The following is a 23,052-nucleotide window of genomic DNA, read 5'->3' on the forward strand; positions in this document are numbered from 1 at the left end:
CCCTCCGGCTGCGGCAAGACCACGCTCTTGAAGATCATCGCCGGTCTTGAAAAGGCCACCGAAGGGCAGATGGCCCTGGCGGGCGAGGGGCTGGACGCGATCCCCACCTACAGGCGCGATATCGGCATTGTCTTCCAGTCGTATGCGCTTTTTCCGCACATGACGGTCGACGCCAATATCCGTTTCGGCCTCGATATGCGCGGCATCAAGGGAGACGAGGCCGATCGGCGCGTGGCGGAGGCGCTCGATCTCGTCAAGCTTGACGGACTTTCCGCCCGCATGCCCAACGCGCTTTCCGGCGGCCAGCAGCAGCGCGTTGCCCTTGCCCGCGCACTGGTGATCCGCCCGAAACTGCTGCTGCTTGACGAGCCGCTCTCCAATCTCGATGCGGTGCTCAGAAAAAGCGTGCGCGTCGATATTCGCGAGCTGCATGAGCGCATCGGGCTCACCACGGTGATGGTCACCCACGACCAGGAAGAGGCGATGAGCATGGCCGACCGCGTGGCGGTGATGGCCAATGGCTATGTGCTGCAGCACGACACGCCCGAGGTGATCTACGAGCATCCCGCATCGGCTTTTGTGGCAACCTTCGTCGGCAGCCCGCCGGCGATCCTGTTGCCGGTGGATAAGACAGCCAGGGGCTACGGCATTGGCGGCACGGCATTTGCCCCGTCAAGGTCGCTCGCCGCGGCCATCGACCGGCAGAACGGAAAGCCGGTTCTGCTCGGCTTGAGGTCTGACCGGCTCTCCTTCGCCGACGAGTCCGGGCCGCTGACAATTACCGGCGAGGTGCATTCCAGCGAATATATCGGCGGCTCCTGGCTGGTGCATGTTGCGCTCGGCGAACATCGTATTGCCGTGCCGACGCGAGCGCGTCCGCCGGCATTCGGCAAGGCGGCGCATATCCGCATCGATGAGGCCGAGCCGCTGCTGTTCGATCCCGTAACCGGCGCGAAGGTGGCGCTTCCATGAGCGGCGCCGTCTATTGTCTCGGCCCGCTCGTGCTCGACCGGGTCTTGAGCGTCGATGACCTGCCCGGCCATGATGAAAAGGCCTTCATCAAGGAAAAGGAAGAACGCGCGGGTGGGCCGCCGCTCAACTGCGCCTGGGCGCTGAGCCGGCTTGGCGAGGATGCCCGGCTGGTCTCGACCATCGGCGATGACGGTGAGGGCGCGATCCTGATGCAGTGGCTCGCCGAACGCGGCATGAGCACCGAGGCCGTTGACGTCAAGGCCGACAGCATCACCGCGTCCGCCACCATCATCGTCGACCGCACCGGCGAGAAGGCGATCCTGATCGATCCGGTGCCCGTGGAAACGCTGGCGGTGATCGGCGACACGGTGACGCTGCAGCCGGATGACACGGTCGTGTCCAACTTCTTCCATCCAGAGGCCGTGGCGCGCCTGTTCGACCGTGCGGCGGAAAAGGGCATAGACCGGTTGATTGATCTCGAACTGCCGGAAATCGAGCGCTGGGGCTGGCGGGCAATGGAAAACATCCTTCCCTTCGCCTCGCTGGTGGTCACCAACCGGCAGGTTCTGGAAGCGTGGATGGCGCGCAGCGGAAATGAACGACCGATCGATGAAGCCGCTGAAGAACTGGCGCGTTTCCTGGCCGCCGATGGTCGTCGCAAGGCGGTCGTCACCCTCGGCTCGGAGGGGCTGGTCGCAATCGACGGCAGTGCGGTTCATCGCGTCGGGGCGTTCAGGGTGACGCCGCGCAACACGACCGGCGCAGGCGATGTGTTTCTGGCCGGTCTTGCCACGGCCATGCGGCGCGGACGCCGGTTTGACGCGGCGCTGGTCTTCGGCACGGCCGCCGCCGCGCATTTCCTGGAAACGGGACGGTGCGACGACGCAGCCGCCGAGGCGCTAGTGAAAGAAAAGATGAAGGAAAGACTGTAGAAAATGGCAACCACGTCGAAAGCAATCGAGGCCGTATTGTCGGCTGCCTGTGTCGCCGATGCGCTGGGCGCCGCCACCGAATGCATGCACCCGGATGAAATCGTCCGGGTTTTCGGCGGGCCGGTGACGACCTTTCGCACGCCGCCGGAGAAAACGCCCTTCGCCAAGGGGCTCGCGCCGGGCCGGCTGACGGATGACGCCACGCAGATGCTGGCTATGGCCAAGCGAATTATCGGGCTTGATCGCCCGCCGGTCTCCGCCGATGCGATTGCCGGTTTCATCGACTGGTCGCATGACGAGGAAATGTTCCAGCGCTTTGCCGGCCCGACGACCCGCATTGCCGTGGAAGCGATGCGCGCCGGTGCGCCCGCAGAGGCCGTGGCCACGCCGGAGGTCTATTCCTGCATGTTCGGCACGTCAAACGGCGGCGCCATGCGCGCGCCGACAGCGGGCTGCGCGGCGGCTGGCAATCTTTCCGAAGCTGTCAGGCTCGCCTGCCTGATGTCGGCGCCGACGCACAATACCCAGATCGCCTATGCCGGCGCTTCCGCCGTTGCGGGCGCGATTGCCGTTGGCCTTTCGGGCGACCGATCAATGACGGTTTTCGAGGCGGCGATTGAAGGCGCGCGGCAGGGCGAGGCCGAAGCGCGCCGCAGCGGTCGTATCGTTGGTGGCGCGGGCGTGTTGCGCCGTATCGAGATCGCCATCGAGGTCGGTCTCCGCTACAAGGCGGATCTCGAGGCGGCGCGGGCAGAGCTGATCGAGGTGATCGGCAATGGCGTTGCCATGGCGGAAGCCGTGCCGCATGCTTTCGGCCTCATCGCCGCTGCGGATGGCGACCCGTGGCAAGCGATCGTCGCAGCCGTCAATGGCGGTAATGACAGCGATACGATCGCGATGATCGCCGGTTCGGTTGCCGCCGCCTGGAACGGCGCGGAAAACATTCCCGCTGCGCTGATCGAGGAGGTATCGAGCGTTAACGGGCTTGATCTCGCGCGCATTGCCGAGGGGCTGGCAAAATTCAATGCACAGGTGATTGCAGGAGAGCAGGGATGAAACGCTACTGGCTGGAGATGACATCGCCGGAACATGCGGCGCTGCCGAAAAACACCGTCGCGGTACTGCCCGTCGGGGCGACCGAGCAACATGGCCCGCATCTGCCGGTCGGAACCGATTGCCTCATCAACAACGGCATCGTCGCAGCCGCGCTTGAGAGGCTCGGCGACGATATTCCCGCCGTGGTCCTGCCGTTACAGCCGGTTGGCGCGTCGCAGGAACATCTCGATTATGCCGGTTCGCTCGCCCATCCCGCGCCCGATCTGATGCAGTCCTGGACGCGGGTGCTCGACTGCGCGGTGCGCTCCACAGGGCTGAAACGCATCCTGATCTTCAACAGCCATGGCGGACAGGCGGGGCTGCTCGCCGCCGTCGCACTCGACCAGCGCGTGCGCCACAACGTTCTGGGCGCCTATGCCACCTGGTTCGATGCCGGCTATCCCGACGGGCTTTTCACCGAGGATGAGATCCGCACCGGCTTTCACGGCGGCGATATCGAAACGTCACTGATGCTGGCGCTGCATCCGGAACTTGTCGTGACAAAAAACCTCGGCGACTTTCCGTCATCGGTCGATGAAATCGAAGCAAGAACCGGGCAGCTTTCCGCCAATCCCGGCGGTGGGCGCGTCGGCGGTCTGGGATGGAAGGCGCAGGACCTCAACTCTGACGGCGTGACAGGCAATGCGAGCCGTGCAACGGCCGACAAGGGCAGGGCGCTGCTGGAATATACCGCGCGGGGCCTCGCGACGTTGATCACGGACCTGTCAAACGCTCCGATGCCCTCGGACAACTGGCCGCCGGGGCGATACCGGGCTTGACCCACTGCTTTGCGGTTTGAATTCATAGACAAGGCGCATGGCATTCATCCTGCTTGCATCCAGGCGTTGCCGCCTGGCCTTATGAGGGGGAAGGCAGGGGCGGCGAGCCCGGCCCGAAGACGTGAGGCGAGAGCACGATGTCGGCGAGCGTGTAGTGGTCGAAAACGTTGAGGAAGGATGTGAGTGCTTCGTTCAGGATCGCCGGCAGCTTGCAGGTGTTTGTGACCACGCACTGGTTCCCGGTCGCAAAGCATTCGACAAGCGCGAAATCGGCCTCCGTTGCACGAACGACCGCACCGAGATTGATCCGCTCGGGCGGCAGTGCCAGCCGGAAACCACCGGAGCGACCGCGTACGCTGACCAGATATCCGTGTCTGGTCAACGCGTTCACGACCTTCATCAGATGTGTCTTCGAGATTGCATAGGCGGCCGATGTCTCCTCGATGGTGATCAGCCGGTCACCGGCTGATGCCGCGTACATCAGCACGCGCAGCGCATAATCGGAAAAGGTTGTCAGACGCATGGGCGCGCTCCGTGGATGCTGTGGCGGCGGAACACAGAGGATGTTCCGCATCCGGGTATTTTCTCTGTTGCCGGTATTATCATATATCGTAGATGAATCTTAAATGTCGGCGGGAGACGGGACCAAAACATGACGAATTTTCTGCTCGCGATTGTCGTTTTCCTACTGGCCCATGTCATTCCGCCGGCGCCGCCCGTGCGGGCACGGCTGATTGCCCTGCTGGGGCGTCCTGCCTACCTCTTCGCCTATTCTTTTCTTTCGATCCTGCTTCTGGTCTGGATCATCGTCGCGGCCCGATCTGCGCCGATGATTTATCTCTGGTATCCAGCGCCCTGGCAGGCCCTTGTTCCGGTGATTGCGATGCCGTTCGCCTTCTGGTTCATTGCTGCGGGGCTCGCGGCGCAAAACCGGCTTTCCATCACCTTCCGGCGCAGCGGTGCGGCGGGCGCGCAAGGCAAGATTACCGCCATAACCCGCCACCCTGTGCTGATCGGCTTTCTGATCTGGTCGCTCGCGCATATTCCGCCGAACGGGGATGTCGTGTCGCTGATCCTGTTTGGCGGCATGGGGCTGCTCGCGCTTGCCGGAATGTCTGTGCTCGACCGAAGGGCGCGGCGCCGGCTCGGCGATGCCGAATGGGCGATCGTGCGCGCGCAAACCTCCGTCGTGCCGTTTCTGGCGCTCGTTGAAGGGCGCTCGCGTCTGCGCGCGGATCGAGATTTCTGGCTTTGGACGGGCGTTGGGTTGGCCTTCTATACCTGGTTTCTGTTGCAGGGGCACCGCCTGCTGATCGGCGTCGATCCGCTGGCCTGGCTGTAACCGTTTCAGCTGCGGGGCTTGAACAGCATCGGTCCGTAGACAATGCAGAAGCCGGCAAAGGCGATGACCCACGCCAGACCGGCAAGGGGCATCAGCGTGAACGTCCAGTTGGGATTGAAAGCAGCCACAAGACGCAGGACCAGTGCAATCATGATCGCCAGATAGATTGCGACAGTGGCCGGCGGTGCCGTCAGCGTATGGCCGGTGTGGCCGCGGCTGGCGCGGGTCATGATGGCAAGCGTCATGCCGCCGATGGCGCCGACAGTCCAGCAATGGATCGCCGCACTTTCAGCGCCCCCATTGCCCGTGAAAGCAGCATAGCCGGCGAAGACGAAGCCGAGACTGACCGGCAGGAATGCAAGATGCAGAATGAAGACCAGCGGCTCGGCAAAGGTTTGCAGAGGCCGCCAGCGCCATTGCCGGAACAGGTTGAAGGCGCCGATGGCCATCAGAAGCAAGCCCAGCACCGGCTCTTTTGTGTCAAACGCGGGAAACGCGATCCATGCGCCAAGACCGGCTGCGCTCATCACCATCACGAACCGGTCGAATTCGCCGAAAGCAGGCGGAAGAACCGGAGAACCCTGCTTCTTGAGCCAGTTGCGGGTAAAGCTTGGAACCACCCGACCACCGATGATCTGGATGAGCATGATAACGAGGGCGATGGCGGCGCGTTCGGCATAGACCGACGTGCCGTAGCGGATGTTTTCGTAGTAAAACAGGATCTGCGTGGTGGTAAACAGCGAAAGGACCACGATCACCTTCAGGTTCCGCCAATTGTGTCCGGCCAGGATTTCCTGGGTCAGAAAACCGATCAGCGCCAGAGGGAGGGCAAGGGCAGCGAGATAGACAAGGGCGGGCGGGAGCGAAACCGAAAAGGCGACGATGACTCGCCCGCCAAGCCAGAGGCCAAACAGGCCCGCAAGCGGCCAACCGACCACCGGTAGACGTCCCGTCCAGTTGGGAACGGCGGTCAAAAGAAAGCCCGCGATGATCGCCGGAACATAGCCGTAAAGCAGTTCGTGGACATGCCATGAGACGGGCGTGAACATGCTCGGCACCTGGATGAAGCCCAGATACCAGGGCACCCAGAGCGCGATCAGCAGGGCGGCGTCAAGTGCGCCGAAAAGGAAGAAGGGCCGGAAGCCATAGCTGAAAATCGCCGGACCCTGCCATGCGCGCAGTCTTGCCATTGTCGTCATTGTTCTTCTCAGCGATCATGTTGGTTGAGTGTTGCAGGATCGGAGAACGCCGGCCAGTAGACCCTTAGCCAGAGCAGAAAGCCGCCGGCCCTGAAAATTGCCTCCACTGCGTGATGGTGACCGACGAGTTCGGATGCGATCCCGAATTCGGGAAGAGTTCGGATTGCGATCGCGATAACGATCAGTGCGATTGCTATCCTCGTCTCCACGGAAAATGCGAGCGGCTGCCCCGTGTGTCCTAGCCCGGCGACACAGTGCGCTTCGTTGCCGGGCTGAATGGTGAGCAGGCCGGGCTCGAATATCATCGTCAACCCGGTTGAGCATGTTCATGACATGATCTGCGGCTTGCGTCGGGGCCATTGTGGTGGTTGGCGCGAGAAACGAAAGGCTGAATAAACGGAACAAGGGCACACCGGTCTGGGTATGGGACGGTCGCTGGCGAACACGTCAAAGATAAAACATGTATTTTGTATTCATCTTTTATGAGATCGGTCAACGATTGCTGCAGGGGCGGGTCAAGTTGACGCAGTGAGACCGGTTATTTGCGCATACTGCGATGCCGAGAATCCTTGAACGGCATGCAACCAATAGCCGCATGCTCGACAGCGACCGAGGCATCAAGGGTTTTGACATCAACGATTGGCCCTGCCAGTTCCGCCTTGGTTTCATTGCCAAATTCGCAGGTCGCCCCCTCAAGGAACTGATCTCTCCATTGCTTGAACTGGCGGGCACATCGAACTGCAGGGATAATTCCACCACCGGCTGCTTACTCTGGCTGGCGGCAAACGCCACTTTCGCCTTGAATGCCGGGCTAGGTTTCCGGCATTTATGCTGAAGTCAGGCAGACATTCCAATTATTCCCGCTGTTCAGTTTTTTCGGGCCCCGTCTTTCAGCCTTCATGAAAATTCCCCGTGGATCGCAACGAAAAATTCATAAACGCCGTGCAGAAAATAAACTTGAATTAATTAATCATGTTTAATAGCTCACCTCGGAGAGCGCTTCCATGCTGGCAAATGATCATCGGCTTTGTGGGCATGGGCGACCTCGAACGCGCAATCTAAAATCGGCTGCAGGTTGCAAGGAGCGTTGGTTTCTTATGACTTCGTGGAAACACCAATTGGCGCGGCTTTTCGCCATGCATCGGGGACATGTCGAGCAGATCGCCTTTCGCAGGGTCCATGACCGCGAAGCCGCCGCCGATATCGTTCAGACGGCCTTTGCCAAGCTTCTGGCGGCGGAAGGCCGGCAAAGCGAGGAAGAGAGCACCAAAATCCTGTTCGCGACCGTGCGAAACGAGAGCCTGAACTATCTTTCCGGCCGTTCCCGGCGTTCGCGGATCATGTCGGCGCTGACGACCGAGCAGCTTTATCACGGCTCGCCATCTTCCCAGGATGCGGTTGAGAGCACGCAGGCGATGACGGCTCTGGAAGCGGCGCTTGCGGAATTGCCCGAGCGAACCCGGACCATCTTCATAAGACGTCGCCTGCACGGTGAGAACAATGCCGACATCGCCGCCGATCTCGGCATATCGGTTCGCGCCGTCGAAAAGCATCTGGTGCGGGCGATGGAACATTGCCGTTCCGCGATCGATGACTACTTTTCCGCCTGAATGTGTGTGAAACTACGTAGCGCACAGCACCGGGAAGGCCGGCCGAACATGAGCAAGGAAGAGAACAACAGTGAGCTTGAAGAGGTGGCCATGCAGTCCATCACGCTGAGCGGCGAGGAGCGGAAAGCCGCCTATGCCTGGCTGGCGCGCCGGGACGGCAACACATCGGCGGCGACCGAGGCATCCTTTCAGCGGTGGCTGTGCGACAGCCCGAGAAACAGGCGGGCCTATGACGAGGCTTCCCGCCTGTGGGCGATGATGGGCGCGCCGGCTGCCGCCGTCGCCGCCGGCGGCGAGTGTCGCCCGCCGGTGCGGCGGCACACGCAACGTTCCGGTTTCTTTGCGCCGGCCGCTCTGGTGGCGTCGATCATCCTGACGGCCTGTGCCGCGCTCCTGATTTTCAGTTCCAATATGCTGCAGGACTGGCGGGCCGATGTGGTGACCGCCTATGGCCAGATCAGGGAATATCCGCTTCCCGATGGTTCGACCGTCACGCTCGGTCCGGATACCGCGCTGGCGCTTGATTTTGACGGCAGCGCGCGGCGGGATGTCGAGATCCTGCGCGGCCAGGCGTTTTTCGAGGTCAGGCACGGCCTTCCCGCGCCCTTCACCGTCGAGGCCGGCAAGGGCCGGGTCGAGGTTACCGGCACGGCGTTCGATGTTGACAGGCTTGGCGATGACGTCACGGTGGTTGTCGAGACCGGTTCGGTCAAGGTTTCGGGCAGCGGCGAAAACGCGGCTCTGCTGGGTGCTTCGGAAATGGTCGATGTCGATGATGGCGTCCCGGGCAGCGTCCGGAACGTCGATACCAGCCTCGCGCTCGGCTGGATGAATGGACAGGTCTCCTTTGATCGCCAGCCCGTCGACAAGGTGATGGCAACGCTGCAGCGCTATCTGCCCGCCAGGGTCGTGACACGCGGAAAAATCGGCGAGCGTCTGGTTTCCGGAAGCTTCCCGACCGATGATCCGGAGCAGGCGATCCAGGCCATCGCCTCGACCGTCGACGCTCGGGTTCAGCGCTTAACACCCTGGTTGATCGTCATCTACTGATCTTCTGCCAGGGTGGAGATGACGCCTCCAAAAAAAACTTGAGTAAAAAAGTTCGCTTTTAGCGATCTCACTTGTTTTAGCTGATGAGAGGCACGGTTGCCTCCCGCCGGGTTCGGCGCGGATAAAACAGGGAATGCTCAATTTATGTTGTATCGAGTAGCGGGCGAGCGGCGTCGGTTCTGCTTCGCTTCGATGTTGTTGTCGTCGGTCGCCTTTGCCGTTCCGGCTTACGCACAAACCTCTGCCGGCAGCGCTGCTGTCGAAACTTCCGTTTACGATTTCAACCTTCAGCCTTCGGTCCTGGGCTCGACCGTTGCCAGGATCGGTGCCCTTACCGGCTGGCGCATCTTCTATGGCGGCGATGTGCCATCCGATACGCTGACGACCGCCGTCAGCGGCCGGTTCTCGGTGACCGAAGCGCTCGGGCTCGCGCTGCAGGGAACCGGGTTGCAGTATCAGGTCACGGGGCCGCGCTCGGTGAGCATCGCCTCGTCGATGTCCTTTGACGACATATCGTACATGAACGATCCCGAGGCGACGCTGCTTGAGCCGGTTTTTGTCACGACCGGGGTTCAGGGGGCGTCGGGCGCCGGTTTCATGGGTACGCCGGACTGGGTCTACGACACCGCTGGCTCCGTCAGCGTTGTCTCCCGCGAGGCCATTCTCGGCGCGCCGTCGCGCAGCGCGGGCGATCTTCTCGACAATGTCGCGGGCGTCTATGCCAACCGTTCCAATGGCCAGGACCCCGGCATTTCAGTCAATATTCGCGGTCTTCAGGATCAGAACCGCGTCGTCACCATGGTCGATGGCGCCCGCCAGAACTTTCAGATCGCCGGCCACGGCACCACGTCGCGCGCCTATGTGGATTCTGCCTTCATCCGCGAGATCGACATCGACAAGATGGGCGGCTCAGGTGTCGGCGGGGCGGGCAATCTCGGCGGATCGGTCAATTTCCGCACCATCATCGCCGACGATCTGATCACCGGCGACAAGGACTGGGGGCTCTCCTTCAATGGAACCGGCGGTTCCAACGAATTCAATTTCGACGGTTCCATCGCGGCGGCGACGCAACTGACGGACAGTTTCTCGGTTCTGGCGGGCTACAGCCGCAAGAAGATCGGCGCCTACGAGATCGGCACGAACGGCGATATCGAACTCAATCCGGAGACCACGTCGGACAACGTATCGGTGTTCACCGGTTCCGAGGTGGAATCGAGCATCCTCAAGGCCGAGGCCCAACTGACAGACGATCTCGACCTGACGCTCTCCTGGCTGCGCAACAGTTCCAAGTTCAGCACCGGCGGCTATATCACGGCCGGCACGCTGGAAGGCGGCACGCAGGAATCCGAGTATGACGTGGTCAACAACACGTTCACCGCCAATCTCGGCTGGGACCCTCTGAGCGATCTCGTCGATCTCGATGTCAACCTCTGGTACAACCACCTGCAGAACGATCAGGAATTCGAACAGCTTCTGATCGGCGTCATCCTTGCAGCACCTGCACATTACGAGCTCGGTACGTTCGGCGGAAGCATCGACAATACCAGCTTCTTCGAAACGCCGCTCGGCGATCTCACCGTCAATTACGGCATCGAGGGCTTCCACGATGACGGCAAGACAACCGTCGACGCCGACTACATTAACAGTGCCACAGGTCTCAGCGACAATGCCGGGCTTACCGGACCCAACCCGACGGGGACGCGCGATGTTTTCAGTGGCTTCGCCAGCGCGACACTGGAGCCCACCGACTGGCTCTCGCTCACCGGCGGGCTTCGCTATGACTGGTACAGGATCAAGGGAACGGGATCCTATGTCTGGATAGAAAACCACCCTTCCACGTATCAATGCGGCCGCGTTTGGGATGAGGAGACCCAATCATGGCGCAGTTTGTGCACGGGCGAAAAGGCTTGGACGGAGTGGGTCAAGGAAGACGTCGATATCGACCGTTCCGACGGTGCATTCCTGCCTTCCGTGACGGCGGCCTTCGGACCGTGGGACGGTCTTCAGCCCTTTGTCCGCTATGCGAAGACCTTCCGCCCGCCGACGCTGATGGAGCAGCTTTGGGGCGGTCAGCACTATATCGGCAGTTCGCCGCTGACCTATGCGCCCAATCCTGACCTCAAGGCCGAGCGCGCCGATACCTACGAGATCGGGGTCAACTATGCCCGGGACGGATGGCTCCAGTGGGATGACAGTTTCAGGATGAAGGCCGTCGGCTTCTTCCGCAAGGTCGACGACTATATCGCGCTCGGCCACGTCTACAAGGAGACCGGCGAACGCGCCTATCAGTCCTTCGTCAATCTCAATGGCGCAAGCTACATGAAGGGCATCGAGTTCGAGGCCAATTACGATGTCGGGCGGTTCTATATCGGCGCCTCGGCAACCCTTCTCGATACCGACTATGCCGACACCTACACCTATTACGGCGAAAGGGCACCGGGATCGGGGACGAGCAAGCCGTTCAAGCCCGGAGACGTGCTGAGTTCCGACACGCTCTATGTGCCGCCGACCTTCTACCTGACCATGGATGCGGGGCTGCGGTTCTTCGACGAGCGCCTGACGCTCGGCGGCCGGTTGACCCATTCCAACGGCGGCAAGGCCGGAGACATCGAAACCTACGATGTCGAGAACTACACGGTCTACGATCTTTACGGCTCGTGGGTGTTCAACGACACCGCCGCGCTCCGTTTCGCGATCGATAACGTGACTGATCTCGCCTACGTGCCCTCGATGGGCACCGCAGACCTGCCGGCGCCTGGCAGGACATTCACGGCATCGCTCAATCTGACGTTTTGAATTTCGCGGCTTCAACCGCGAACAGGGGTCCGTCCCCGGACGGATAATGTGAGGAACGCCATCAACTTGGAAGGAAAAGGACCATGGCAGTTACGATCACGCAGCAGAATGGCTACAGCAACGATTTGCTCGGCTATTTCAATTCCTGGAGCAGCAACTACACTTATTATGATCACGGGTTCTTCAACCCGGCCTCAGGCGGCACCTACACCCAATGGGGTGCCGGCACGGAATATGACCCGACGGATCCCGGCGACACGCCGACTTCCAGCGTCATTCTGAATGGCGACGACTTCACATATTCGACCGGACGTTTTTCCGGGGAGATCGAGTCGCTGAATTTCGGCGAGGGAATTCACTACGACGGCGGCTCTTCCGAATATGTTCAGACGGACGAGCTTCTCATTGACGTCAGCAGCGTGAATGTCGGCAGCTCGAGTACTTTTACCTATGCGATCTACGTTCTGTCGAACTACGGGTCACTCGAAAGCCAGACCGTTTTCGGCACGAATTTCCCTGGCATGTATGATTTCTTCGCCGAACAGGGCACGGAGCAGATCGGCACGGCCGGAGCGGATACCCAGTCCAGCTTTGGCGGCGACGACACGCTGACCGGCGGTTCGGGCAACGATACCTTCCGCTTTGTGCTGGATGACACCGGCGCGAGCGCCATCGGCAACGATACCATCACGGATTTCGACGCTGCCAACGAAGATATCTATATCGGCCTGAACGACACGGCCTATGACAGCTACAGCGAGATCATCAATGCTGCATCCGATACCGTTGACGGTGCCTACATCGATCTCGGCGGCCATGGCTCGATCACGCTGGCTGGCGTGACTGTTTCCGAGCTTTCCACCGACAACTTCGTTTTCGCCTAGGTAGGAACGAATGTTTGGACCATCCAGACAGGTTCCGTCGCAGCATAGTGCTGCGACGGTATCCTTCCCGGTCGCAGGGAGTGCCGTGGGCATTGGCCTGATCAGCGGTGTAGTCAATCTTCTGGCGTTGACCTCACCGCTGTTCATGCTGCAGGTCTATGACCGCGTGCTGGCGAGCGGCAGCGTTCCCACACTTGTCGGCCTGGCGGTGCTGGCGGCGGGTCTCTACGCCTTCCAGGCGGTTCTCGACGCCTTGCGCGCCCGCGTGCTGCTCAGGATCGGCGAACGCTTCGATGGCGCCTTTTCCAGCAGGGTCTACGATGCGATCCTGAAAACGCCGCTTCTGACGCGCGTCAATGGCGACGGGCTGCAGCCGCTGCGCGACCTCGACAGCGTGCGCGGCTTTCTGGGCGGCAACGGGCCGACGGCGTTTTTCGATCTGCCATGGATGCCGCTTTATCTGGGCATCTGCTTCCTGTTCCACTTCTGGATCGGCATGACCGCTCTCATCGGCGCGACGTTGCTGATCGCGGTGACGCTGCTCGCCAACGCGCTTTCGCAGAAGGCGGTGCGCGATGTCAGCGCGCGCGGCGTGACGCGCAACGCCATGATGGAAGGGGCGCGCCGCAATGCCGAGGTCGTTCGCGCCATGGGGCTGCAAGGCGTGCTGGCGGCCCGGTGGCAGGACGCCAACAGCGCCTATCTCGATGCCAACCGCAAGGCCGGCGATGTCTCCGGCGGGCTCGGTTCGCTCTCCCGGACCCTTCGGATCATGCTCCAGTCCGCCATTCTGGGCGTTGGCGCCTATCTTGTCATCCGCCAGGAGGTGACCGCCGGGGTGATGATCGCAAGCTCGATCATGATGGGCCGCGCGCTCGCACCCGTCGATACGGCCATCTCGAACTGGCGCTCGTTCCTGATGGCACGGCAGGGCTGGGGACGGCTCAGGGAACTGCTGGCACATGTTCCCGCCGAAGCATCCGTCCTGCAACTTCCGGAGCCGGGCAGGGACCTTAGGGTCGAGGGGCTCGCGATTGTCCCGCCGGGACAGAAATCTCCGAACCTTGCGGGCGTGAGCCTGAAGATCGAAGCGGGCAATGCGCTCGGCGTGATCGGGCCTTCGGGGTCCGGCAAATCCACCTTCGTGCGTGCGCTCGTCGGCGTCTGGCTGCCGGCAGCCGGCAAGGTGCGGATCGATGGCGCGAGCCTCGACCAATGGGACCGCGTCATGCTGGGGCGTCATATCGGCTATCTTCCGCAGGGCGTCGAACTTTTCGACGGCACGATCGCCGAGAATATCGCGCGTTTCGAGCCCGGCGCGGACCCAGCCCGGATCGTCGAGGCGGCGGAGGCCGCCGGCGTGCATGAACTCATCCTGCGCTTCGAAAAGGGATACGAAACCCAGATCGGCGAAAGCGGTTCGGCGCTCTCGGCGGGGCAGCGCCAGCGGATCGGCCTTGCACGCGCCCTTTACGGCAAGCCCTTCATTCTGGTGCTGGACGAGCCCAATGCCAATCTCGACGCGGCCGGAGAGGCGGCGGTCATCCGGGCGATCGCGGGCGTGCGGGCGCGCGGCGGGATCGCGGTGGTCGTCGCCCATCGTCCCAGTGCCATCGAGGCCGTGGATTTCCTGCTGATGCTCGAAAACGGTCGCCAGAAGGCTTTCGGCAAGCGCGATGACGTCCTGTCCCGCGTTCTTCAGCCAGCATCGTCCGTTACTTCACGCGGGTTCCCGGCGACGGGCGTCGGGCTGACGCCGTTGCGCGTGATCGCCGATGCGGCGTCCGCGCCGGCCGGCCCGCAATCGAATGCATTGGAAGAGGTGCCCGATGGCGCGCATTGATGCGGTTTCCCATTCGATCCGCCGTCATCTGATTGCCGGACTTGCCGTCAGCCTTCTGCTTGTCGGCGGCATCGGCACATGGGCGGCGGCGACCAGTCTTTCCGGCGCCGTCGTGGCATCCGGACATTTCGTCGTCGACAGTTATGTGAAGAAGGTTCAGCACCCCACGGGCGGCGTGGTTGGCGAGATATTCGTCAGCGAGGGCGACACGGTCGAGGCCGGCGATGTTGTGATGCGGCTCGACGCCACCCAGACCCGCGCCAATCTCGCGATCGTCGTGAAGCGGCTGGATGAACTCACGGCAAGGCTTGCCCGCCTGCAGGCCGAGCGGGACGATCGCGACGCGATCACTTTCCCATCGGGGCTGACACAACGCGCCGATGAGCCCGAGGTCGCGTCCATCATCAACAGCGAGACGAGCCTGTTCGTGTTCCGCCGCGAGTCGCGCGCCGGCCGGAAAGCGCAGCTCGAGGAGCGGATTGCCCAGTATCGGCACGAAATCGAGGGACTGAGGGCGCAGGAGATGGCCTATGCGGAAGGGCTTGAGGTGCTGCAGGGCGAAATCGCCTCGCAGGAGGCGCTGTTCAAACAGGGGATCGTCTCCGTCCAGCGCCTGAACGGCCTGCGCACCGAGGCGGCCACTTTCGGCGGCGAGCGCGGCGAAAAGATCGCCTATCAGGCGCAGGCGGCCGGAAAAATTGCCGAAACCAGATTGCAGATCCTCTCCATCGACAATGACCTCAAGACCGAGGTCGGCCAGGAGCTGCGCGAAGTCCAGGCGGAGATGGGCGAATATGTGGAGCGCAGGGTTGCCGCGGAGGACGAACTCAGGCGCGTCGACATTATCGCGCCCCAGGCCGGCGTGGTGCATCAGCTTGCCGTGCACACTGTCGGCGGCGTGATTTCGCCGGCCGAACCGGTGATGCTGATCGTGCCGGAGGGAGACGACCTTGCGCTCGAACTGCGCATCCGCCCGCAGGACATCGACCAGATCCGGCCGGGCCAGAAGGCCATGCTGCGCTTGTCCGCCTTCAATCTCAGGACGACGCCGGAGCTCGAAGCCTATGTCAGCCGCGTTGCGGCCGACCTTTCGACCGATGAGCAGAGCGGCCTTTCCTATTACCTCATCCGCATTTCGGTGCCCGCCGGAGAAATCGCCAGGCTTGGCGAACTGGCGCTGGTGCCCGGAATGCCCGCCGAGGCGATGATCCGCACCGGCGATCGCACCGCGCTTTCCTATTTCGTCAAACCGCTTTCCGACCAGATCGCGAAGGCATTCCGTGAACAGTAACCGAGAAATCCGGACGTCCGCGTCGGCGGCGTCCTTTTTGAAGACAGAGGGACCAAGTAGAATGTTTGTAAAGATGTATCGCGTTGAAAGTGCATCAGGCGCATCGAAGGGGACGGCCGGCAGGACGCGGCGGCGCGTGCTCGCCAGTGTCTTTCTCGCCTCGACCGTGCTCGGCGCTGCGACACCGCTCAAGGCCTCGGATTGGGTCGTGGGCGATGGAGACTGGTTCACCGCTTGCAACTGGAGCGATTGCATGCTGCCGAGCGTGCAGGCTTCGGCCTACATCAGAAATGGCGGCAAGGTCACGATTGCGAGCGGCGATGCCGTCGCGGGCACGCTGCAGGTGGGTGACAGCAATGGCAGCGGCACCCTGACCTTTTCCGGAGGCAGCTTGAATTCAGGTAACGCGGCAATTGAAAACGGTGTCATGACCGTGACAGGCCGGGGCACGGAATGGGACCTGACCAATCCCCGTATGCCTGTTATCAAAGGCCAGATCGACATTGGCAAGCACGGGACAGGCGTACTTGTCGTTTCCGGCGGCGCCAAGGTCCTGAATGTTGGCGGCGTGACCATCGCCCCGGGGGAGGGAGATTCAGGAACACTTACCCTGACAGGGATCGGGACCACTCTGGCTGTCGAGGGGACGGTCAATATCGGCGGAGGGATAGGCGGTGCCGGAACCGTGACGATCTCGGAGCGGGCCAGCTTCTCAACGGCCTCTTCTTTCAATGTTGGCACATTCGATGGCGGAACGGGAACGGTCGTCGTAACCGGCAACGGCTCCAGTCTGACGGCAGCGAGGTTGACGGTCGGCTATCGCGGCAGTGACGATGAGCGGTCCAGCGGATCGCTGACGATTTCCGACGGCGCAGTCGTGAATGCCACCGAGGTACTCCAGATCACCCGGAGCACAAAGTATTCCGGTACGACCGGCACGGTGAACATCGGCGCCGCCGAGGGCGAGGCCGCCGCGGCCGCCGGCACAATCAATTCGGCCAATGGTATCTTCTTCGGCGATGGCGAAGGCATACTCGCCTTCAATCACACCGAGTCGAACTACGACTTTTCGCATGTGATGACCAATTCGGAGACGGGCACGGCGACGATCAAGCAACTCGCCGGCGTGACCACGCTTTCGGGAGACAGTTCCGCCTTCACCGGTTCGACGGAGGTCACGGGCGGCACGTTGCTGGTGAACGGCGCGCTCGGCGGCACGCTTTCGGCCAGCGGTTCGGGCGTGCTCGGCGGCGTCGGCACGATCGGCTCCGCGACGATCGCATCTGGCGGCGCGCTTGCACCAGGCCTGCGCAATGCGATCGGCACGCTCACCGTCAATGGCGACCTGACATTTGAGAGCGGCTCCTCCTATGCCGTCGACCTGACGGGCGCGGCCAGTGACCTTGTCAGCGTTTCAGGTAAGGCGACGCTGAATGGCGGCACGGTGCGCGTGCGCTCGCTCGACGATTCGACCAGCTATCAGCAGAGCCAGACCTACACGATCCTCTCCGCCGGCTCGCTTGAGGGCAGTTTCGAAGAGACGCTCAGCACCTCCGCCTTTCTCGATGTCGCGACAACATATGAGGGCAATGACGCCAGGCTGACGGTGACTCTGATCGGCGAGGGCGAAGGCGAGGGCGGCGATGATGGCGGCGGCGACAATGGCGGTGATGGCGGCGGCGGTGATGGCGGCGGCGATGATGGCGGCGCGGACTATCCCGGCGTCTTCACGCCGATCGCCGAGACCAAGAACCAGTATGCCGTTGCGCAGGCGCTCGATTCGCTGGATCAGTCCGGGGATTCCCTGGCGCTCTACAACAGCATGCTCATGCTCGGCGTCGATGAGGCGCTCGAGACCTATGAACAGCTCTCGGGCGTCGTTTACGCATCCGGTCAATCGGCGCTGATGCAGAATGCGCTGACGGTCAACGCCGTCATCAACAACCATCTGCGCGGTGCCGCGCCGGGAAGCGTCGCGCCGCCCTCGACGGATGCGCTCGGCTATGCGGAAGAACCGCAGGCCGACTCCACCGGAGATTTCCCCAATGTCGCGGAGGATGGCTTCGATGAGGGCCGCTTTGCCGTCTGGGGTAGCGGCCTCGGAACCTGGGGCAAGATCGACGGCACGGACGGCAGTTCGGACGCCGATCTGAAGAGCGGCGGTTTCCTGCTTGGCGCCGACATGCTGGTGGATGACATGTGGCGTCTCGGCGTGGCGGCCGGCTACACCCGTTCGTCCTTCGATATCGACCAGTCCAGCGGCGAAAGCGACGACTACATTCTGGCGGCCTATGCCGGCATGGAGCTGAACGGTTTCGCCGTCCGCAGCGGGCTCGGCTATACATGGCACAATGCAAAGGCGACGCGGGACGTGCCCGCCCTCGACCAAACCCTCACGGGTGAATATGACGCCGACAGCTTCAACGCCTTCGGCGAACTCGCCTACAATGTCGATCTCGGCCCGGCGGCGGTCGAGCCTTTCGCCAACCTGTCCTTCGTTCAGGTCAAGACCGATGGCTTCACCGAAACCGGCGGCACGGGCGCGCTGACGGTCGACGGCCAGACCATGAACACGACCTTCACCACGATCGGCCTGCGCGCGGCGACCGATTTCGACCTCGGCGGCGTGGCGACCTCGGCGCGCGGCACGCTTGGCTGGATGCATGCCTTCGGCGATGTGGACACCGAGACGACCGCACGCTTTGCCACCGGCAACGACTTCACGGTCTTCGGAACGCCGCTCGACCGCAACACCGCGATCATCGAAGCGGGGCTGGATTTCCAGGTCACGGAATCGGCGACGATCGGCATCGGTTATGCCGGCCAGTTCGGCGAAAACGCGCGGGATCAGGGACTGAACGCGGATCTGCGCGTGCGGTTCTGATCGGACCGCAACTGTGCATTAGGAACAGGTCACTCTGTTGAACAGGAGCATCGCGCCGTTGCGGCGCGCGCTCGCAGCTTCGGGTTTCCCGACGGGGAATTCGAAGATCGTAGCGGTCAGCCAGCCAGCCATGTCCCGAGACTCCGCCAGCCAGCCAGCCGTTTCGGTCTGCATCCTATGTCTCGATTGTCAGGCGGAAGCCTTTTTTCAGTCGCCTTTCGTTCAGCCCTGCCGCGCTGCACCGCTGAGAAACAAATCCCAGGCGCGACAGAAATAATCGTCCTGCGCTGCTTTCTCTTCAAATTCGGCTTCACCCAACAGCTTTGACATCAGCGGCCTTATCGATGTGGCGTAGAGAAGCTGGGTTGCGAGGAATGCGGCATCGCCAGCGGTGAGCGCGCCGCTGCTCTGGGCCTCTTCCACAAGGCCGGTCAGGCGTTGCATGATTGGGTCTTCATCATCCGGCTTGCGTTCGCCAAGGGCGGAGGGCTCGCTGAGCACGACGCGGTTAAGGGCGACCAAATGCGGCCGCAGATTGGCGGCGAGGATGGCGCGCGTATAGTCCCGAAGGCGCTCAAGCGCCGTGCCGTCCCGGCGCAGGGCGGCTTCGAGATCAGCCAGAACCTCTGCCTGAAGTCCGGTCATCAGGGCGCTGAACAGCGCGGTCTTCGATGGATAGCGGCGGTAGATCGTATCCTTGCCCGCGCCGCAGGCGCTGGCGATCTGCTCCATCGATGTGGCCGCAAAGCCCTGGGTGGCGAACAGGTTTGCCGCCGTCTCGAGGATGTGTCGTTCCAGCTTCGCCGCTTCCGCCTTGGAGGGGCGACCGCCACGGGGGCGGGGCGGGCGCTGCGCCGTCACGGTGTCGCCGCGGTCTGGTTTCTGGCTCATCACATTCTTTCGTTTCAAGCGGATCACTCTTTCAGTCAGCCGACTTTATCCGTCGACGGAAACCAAACGCAACCGTTCTGTTGCGGTGTTGCAACGACAATAAATATGAGTAGAAAAGTCATAATTATAACTGGACGAGACCGTCCCGTTTTGTTAGGCGGATTTAACGAAGGATTTTCGGACAGAAAGAGATACGCGATGACAACGGCCCCAAGGCTTGCCCTGCTTTCCGCCACTACGAGCTTTCTTGCGCTCACAGGCCCGGTTCTGGCTCAGGAAGCGACGACCATCCTGGAGCCCGTGACGGTTGAGACCCAGGCCGGCCTTCAGGCCGAATCCGGTAACGCCGTCTTTGTCCGGGACACATCGGCGGCAATGAAGACCGAGACGCCGGTGATCGAGACGCCGCAATCGGTGACCACGGTAACGCGCAAGCAGATGGACGAGCAGAGCCCGCAGACCGTCAGCCAGGCGCTGCGCTACACCGCCGGCGTTCTTTCCGACCGGGATGCCAATACCCGCTACAACTCGATCTTCATGCGCGGTTTCGGCGCGTTCGGGACGGCGACGAGCTATGTCAGCTATCTGGACGGGCTGAAGCTGCCGCGCGGTCAGGCCTTTGCCCAGGTGGCCATCGATCCCTACCTGCTTGACCGTATCGACGTTCTCAAGGGTCCATCCGGCGTGCTATACGGCCAGATGAGCCCTGGCGGGCTTGTCGATCAGGTCAGCCGCGTGCCCTCTGCCGAGCCCTATAATGAGGTCTTCCTGCAGGGCGGTTCGTTTGGCCGGGTCCAGGGCGGCATCACCTCGCGCGGTTCGCTGAGCGAAGACGACAGCCTGCTTTACAGCTTCACCGGCATCGGGCGGTCCTCCGGCACGCGCTATGACGATGTCGATGAAGAAATCTACGGCTTTGCGCCATCGCTGACCTGGCAGCCGGACGAGGATACGTCGCTGACGATTTCCGGCTACTACCAGAACACCCCGGAGGGCGGCTATTTCAACTCGATCTACCCGACCTTTCTGGCGCCAGAGGAATATCAGCCCTATCTCGGCCGAGACGTGAATATCGGCGATCCGAACTACGACTATTTCAATCGCGAGCAATATGGCATTGGTTACGACTTCGAGCACTATTTCAGCGACAGCGTGAAGTTCGAGTCCGCGCTTCGCTACTCCGATGTTGATATCGATTTCCGCTCGCTGCAGATGGCAGCACCCCTTGATGCCAATGGCGATATTCCCCGGCAGGCGCTGCGTTCGATCGAACATGTCGGTGGCGTCTCGACTGACAACCGGCTGACCTTCGAGTTCGATACCGGCGCCGTCGAACACACCATGCTCTTTGGCTTCGACTATCAGCATTCGGATAGCGACTGGCAGTATCAATATGGCGCAGCGCCCGCGCTGAACGTCGTCAATCCCGTTTACGGCCAGCCGATTGCACCGCTGATGACGATCATCGACAGCAAGCAGACGCTTCAGCAGACGGGCATCTATCTTCAGGACCAGATGAGCTTTGGCGGACTGCATGCCGTTCTCGGCATTCGCCAGGACTGGACCGAGCAGGAGTCGACCAATCGTCTGGCAGGCACCACCTCCAGCCAGTCGGACGAAGCCACGACATACAAGGCCGGCCTTCTCTATGCCTTCGACAATGGCATTTCGCCCTATGTCAGCTATTCGACATCGTTCGAGCCGGTGATCGGCGTCGATGCCGCCGGTCAGCCCTTTGTGCCGAGCGAAGCGGAGCAGTATGAGATCGGCATCAAGTATGAGCCGGTCGGCTGGGACGCGCTGTTCACGGTCTCCGCCTTCGACATCACCCAGCAGAACGCATTGGTGCCGGACGCCCTGGGCTTCAGCCGACAGGCGGGCGAGATCCGTTCGCGCGGGCTCGAATTCGAGGCGCGCGGCAACCTGACGGAAGAGTTTGAACTGATCGCGGCGCTGACGCTTCTCGATACCGAATATGAAAAGACGTTCATTGCTGCAAATGAGGGCAACGGGCCGCAGGCTGTGCCGGATTATTACGGCTCCGTCTGGGGGAACTACACCTTTATGTCCGGCGCGCTGGAAGGCTTCTCCGCCGGTGCGGGGCTGCGCTTCGTCGGCGCAAGCTATGCCGATGATGCCAATACGGTGAAGGTTGATGGCTATACGCTGGTCGATGCGGCGCTGCGCTACGACTTCGGCGCCCGCAGCGAAAAGCTGAAGGGGCTCGAGGCGACCTTCAACATCACTAACCTGTTTGACGAAGACTATTATGCCAGCTGCAGCACCGGCTTCTATTGCCAGTATGGCGATGGTCGCCAGTTTCTGGCCGGTCTGAACTACAAATGGTGACGCGTATGATGCTGGATCGACGTTCGTTTTGCGGCGCTCTTCTGTTGGGCGGTCTGGTGTCTTTCCGACCTGCAGCGGCATCCGGCCCGGTTACCGTGACAGACATGACCGGCCGCAGCGTGCTGTTGCCCGCTACTCCGAAGCGCATCGTCCTGCTGGAGGCGCGCGACATCATCAGCATGGCGATGCTGGTTGACGATCCGGCAGCGCGCGTCGTCGGCTGGGCGGCGGTGGACCGGATCGATGCCCCCTTGCTTCAGGCGCAACTGACAGGCGATCATCAGATCGCGGAAGTCGGCAAGCAAGGGCCGGACACGATCTCGCTCGAAGGCATTGTCAGGCTGGAGCCCGATCTCGTCATATCCAATTTCTACATGACCCCGCTGGGAGAAGACGACCTTCTGGTCCAGCGCCTGTCAGAACTCGGCATTCCGGTTGTCTTCTCCGACCTAGCCACCAATGCAGAACCTGATGGCGGAGCAAGGCCCGGACCGGTGGAAAATCTTGGCCGGCATATGCGGATGTGGGGCGAGGTGCTGAAGGAGGGCGCGCGCGCCGAGGACTATCTTTCATTCGTCGACAGTCACCTAGACCGTGTCCGTGCTTGCCTGACGGACGTCGCGCCGATGACGACCTATCTGGAAATCATGTCAACGGTCGATGATTGCTGCTGGGCGGCAGGTACGACCGTCTGGGGCGAGCTTCTGGCGCTTGCCGGCGGTCAGACCCTGCCGGGCGTGACCGAAGCCTGGTATCAGAAGCTGCAACTTGAACACCTCCTGTCGACGCCATTCGACGTCTATATCGCCTCCGGAGGCGGCTGGTTTGCCGGCGGCCGCCCGGCGATCGGCCCCGGCATCGATCCCGAGGAAGGCCGCGAGGGGCTGCAACGGCTGATCGGCCGGACGGGGTTCAGCGAGCTCGATGCGGTTCGCGACAACCGGGTTTATGGCATCTGGACCGGGCTGATCGCCGCGCCACCGCTCAATATCCTGTTCATCGAATGCGCGGCCAAATGGCAGCATCCCGAACTTTGCGCCGCGATCGATCCGGCGCAGACGCTGGCCGAAATCAACGATCGCTTCATGAGCACGCCCATCGAAGGCCCGCTCTGGACAGCGCTGGAGGGCTGAGC

The 23,052-nt window shown here is 62.1% G+C and carries 18 protein-coding genes and 1 pseudogene; 14 read left to right on the forward strand and 5 right to left on the reverse strand.

The annotated features are described in order from the left end of the window. The 4 genes from B4E36_RS12620 to B4E36_RS12635 all read left to right on the forward strand — a co-directional run. The coding region (locus B4E36_RS12620) for an ABC transporter ATP-binding protein (RefSeq protein WP_345900419.1) at window positions 1-972 on the forward strand (972 nt) is incomplete at its 5' end. After that, window positions 969-1,904, forward strand: coding sequence for a carbohydrate kinase family protein (locus B4E36_RS12625; RefSeq protein WP_292056824.1), 936 nt, complete (start codon window positions 969-971; stop codon window positions 1,902-1,904). The genes B4E36_RS12620 and B4E36_RS12625, both read left to right, overlap by 4 nt. Window positions 1,905-1,907: 3 nt before the next feature. Beyond that, the gene (locus tag B4E36_RS12630; RefSeq protein ID WP_292056825.1) at window positions 1,908-2,960 is read left to right on the forward strand and encodes an ADP-ribosylglycohydrolase family protein; all 1,053 of its coding nucleotides are present in this window, start codon (window positions 1,908-1,910) and stop codon (window positions 2,958-2,960) included. Next, window positions 2,957-3,778 (forward strand): creatininase family protein, encoded by an 822-nt coding sequence (locus tag B4E36_RS12635; RefSeq protein ID WP_292056826.1) that lies wholly within the window; start codon window positions 2,957-2,959, stop codon window positions 3,776-3,778. Before B4E36_RS12630 ends, B4E36_RS12635 begins: the two co-directional genes overlap by 4 nt. Window positions 3,779-3,857: 79 nt before the next feature. Here B4E36_RS12635 and B4E36_RS12640 read toward each other — a convergent pair whose 3' ends face one another. Beyond that, window positions 3,858-4,301 (reverse strand): RrF2 family transcriptional regulator, encoded by a 444-nt coding sequence (locus B4E36_RS12640; protein WP_292056827.1) that lies wholly within the window; start codon window positions 4,299-4,301, stop codon window positions 3,858-3,860. 129 nt (window positions 4,302-4,430) lie between these two features. Between B4E36_RS12640 and B4E36_RS12645 the strand changes: the two genes are divergently transcribed. Then, window positions 4,431-5,120, forward strand: coding sequence for an NnrU family protein (locus B4E36_RS12645; protein ID WP_292056830.1), 690 nt, complete (start codon window positions 4,431-4,433; stop codon window positions 5,118-5,120). A 5-nt stretch (window positions 5,121-5,125) separates the two neighbouring features. On the opposite strand, the gene B4E36_RS12650 is transcribed toward B4E36_RS12645, so the two are convergent. From B4E36_RS12650 to B4E36_RS24325, 3 genes and pseudogenes are all read right to left on the reverse strand, one after another. After that, window positions 5,126-6,319 carry an NnrS family protein gene (locus tag B4E36_RS12650; RefSeq protein ID WP_292056832.1) on the reverse strand — a complete coding sequence of 398 codons (1,194 nt, stop codon included), beginning with the start codon at window positions 6,317-6,319 and terminating at the stop codon, window positions 5,126-5,128. Between the two features lie 8 nt (window positions 6,320-6,327). Beyond that, window positions 6,328-6,624, reverse strand: a complete 297-nt coding sequence (locus B4E36_RS12655) for an NnrS family protein (protein WP_292056833.1) — start codon at window positions 6,622-6,624, stop codon at window positions 6,328-6,330. A gap of 302 nt (window positions 6,625-6,926) precedes the next feature. After that, window positions 6,927-7,141: pseudogene (locus B4E36_RS24325) on the reverse strand (IS3 family transposase); the annotation flags it as partial. A gap of 296 nt (window positions 7,142-7,437) precedes the next feature. Here B4E36_RS24325 and B4E36_RS12665 point away from each other — a divergent pair. From B4E36_RS12665 to B4E36_RS12695, 7 genes are all read left to right on the forward strand, one after another. Continuing rightward, on the forward strand, window positions 7,438-7,929 hold the full coding sequence (locus B4E36_RS12665; protein WP_292056837.1) for an RNA polymerase sigma factor: 492 nt from the start codon (window positions 7,438-7,440) through the stop codon (window positions 7,927-7,929). Between the two features lie 48 nt (window positions 7,930-7,977). After that, a complete protein-coding gene (locus B4E36_RS12670) occupies window positions 7,978-8,979 on the forward strand; it encodes a FecR family protein (RefSeq protein WP_345900420.1) in 1,002 nt (333 codons plus the stop codon). A 144-nt stretch (window positions 8,980-9,123) separates the two neighbouring features. Then, window positions 9,124-11,775, forward strand: coding sequence for a TonB-dependent receptor (locus tag B4E36_RS12675; RefSeq protein WP_345900421.1), 2,652 nt, complete (start codon window positions 9,124-9,126; stop codon window positions 11,773-11,775). Window positions 11,776-11,858: 83 nt separating this feature from the next. Next, entirely contained in the window at window positions 11,859-12,659 is an 801-nt protein-coding gene (locus B4E36_RS12680) for a hypothetical protein (RefSeq protein WP_292056844.1), read from the forward strand. A 10-nt stretch (window positions 12,660-12,669) separates the two neighbouring features. Next, on the forward strand, window positions 12,670-14,502 hold the full coding sequence (locus B4E36_RS12685; RefSeq protein WP_292056846.1) for a type I secretion system permease/ATPase: 1,833 nt from the start codon (window positions 12,670-12,672) through the stop codon (window positions 14,500-14,502). After that, a complete protein-coding gene (locus B4E36_RS12690) occupies window positions 14,489-15,793 on the forward strand; it encodes an HlyD family type I secretion periplasmic adaptor subunit (protein WP_292056848.1) in 1,305 nt (434 codons plus the stop codon). The genes B4E36_RS12685 and B4E36_RS12690 overlap by 14 nt, the downstream gene beginning before the upstream one ends. Window positions 15,794-15,929: 136 nt before the next feature. Continuing rightward, window positions 15,930-18,677 carry an autotransporter domain-containing protein gene (locus B4E36_RS12695; protein ID WP_345900422.1) on the forward strand — a complete coding sequence of 916 codons (2,748 nt, stop codon included), beginning with the start codon at window positions 15,930-15,932 and terminating at the stop codon, window positions 18,675-18,677. 222 nt (window positions 18,678-18,899) lie between these two features. Here the strand turns inward: B4E36_RS12695 and B4E36_RS12700 are convergent, their stop codons facing one another. Continuing rightward, window positions 18,900-19,568 carry a TetR/AcrR family transcriptional regulator gene (locus B4E36_RS12700; protein WP_292056854.1) on the reverse strand — a complete coding sequence of 223 codons (669 nt, stop codon included), beginning with the start codon at window positions 19,566-19,568 and terminating at the stop codon, window positions 18,900-18,902. A gap of 198 nt (window positions 19,569-19,766) precedes the next feature. Here B4E36_RS12700 and B4E36_RS12705 point away from each other — a divergent pair, with 198 nt between their 5' ends. Both B4E36_RS12705 and B4E36_RS12710 read left to right on the forward strand, forming a co-directional pair. Then, on the forward strand, window positions 19,767-21,917 hold the full coding sequence (locus tag B4E36_RS12705; protein ID WP_292056856.1) for a TonB-dependent siderophore receptor: 2,151 nt from the start codon (window positions 19,767-19,769) through the stop codon (window positions 21,915-21,917). Window positions 21,918-22,021: 104 nt separating this feature from the next. After that, on the forward strand, window positions 22,022-23,050 hold the full coding sequence (locus tag B4E36_RS12710) for an ABC transporter substrate-binding protein (protein ID WP_292056858.1): 1,029 nt from the start codon (window positions 22,022-22,024) through the stop codon (window positions 23,048-23,050). Window positions 23,051-23,052 lie beyond the last annotated feature (2 nt).

It is taken from the genome of Martelella sp. UBA3392, from assembly GCF_002358775.1.
GTDB lineage: Bacteria > Pseudomonadota > Alphaproteobacteria > Rhizobiales > Rhizobiaceae > Martelella > Martelella mediterranea.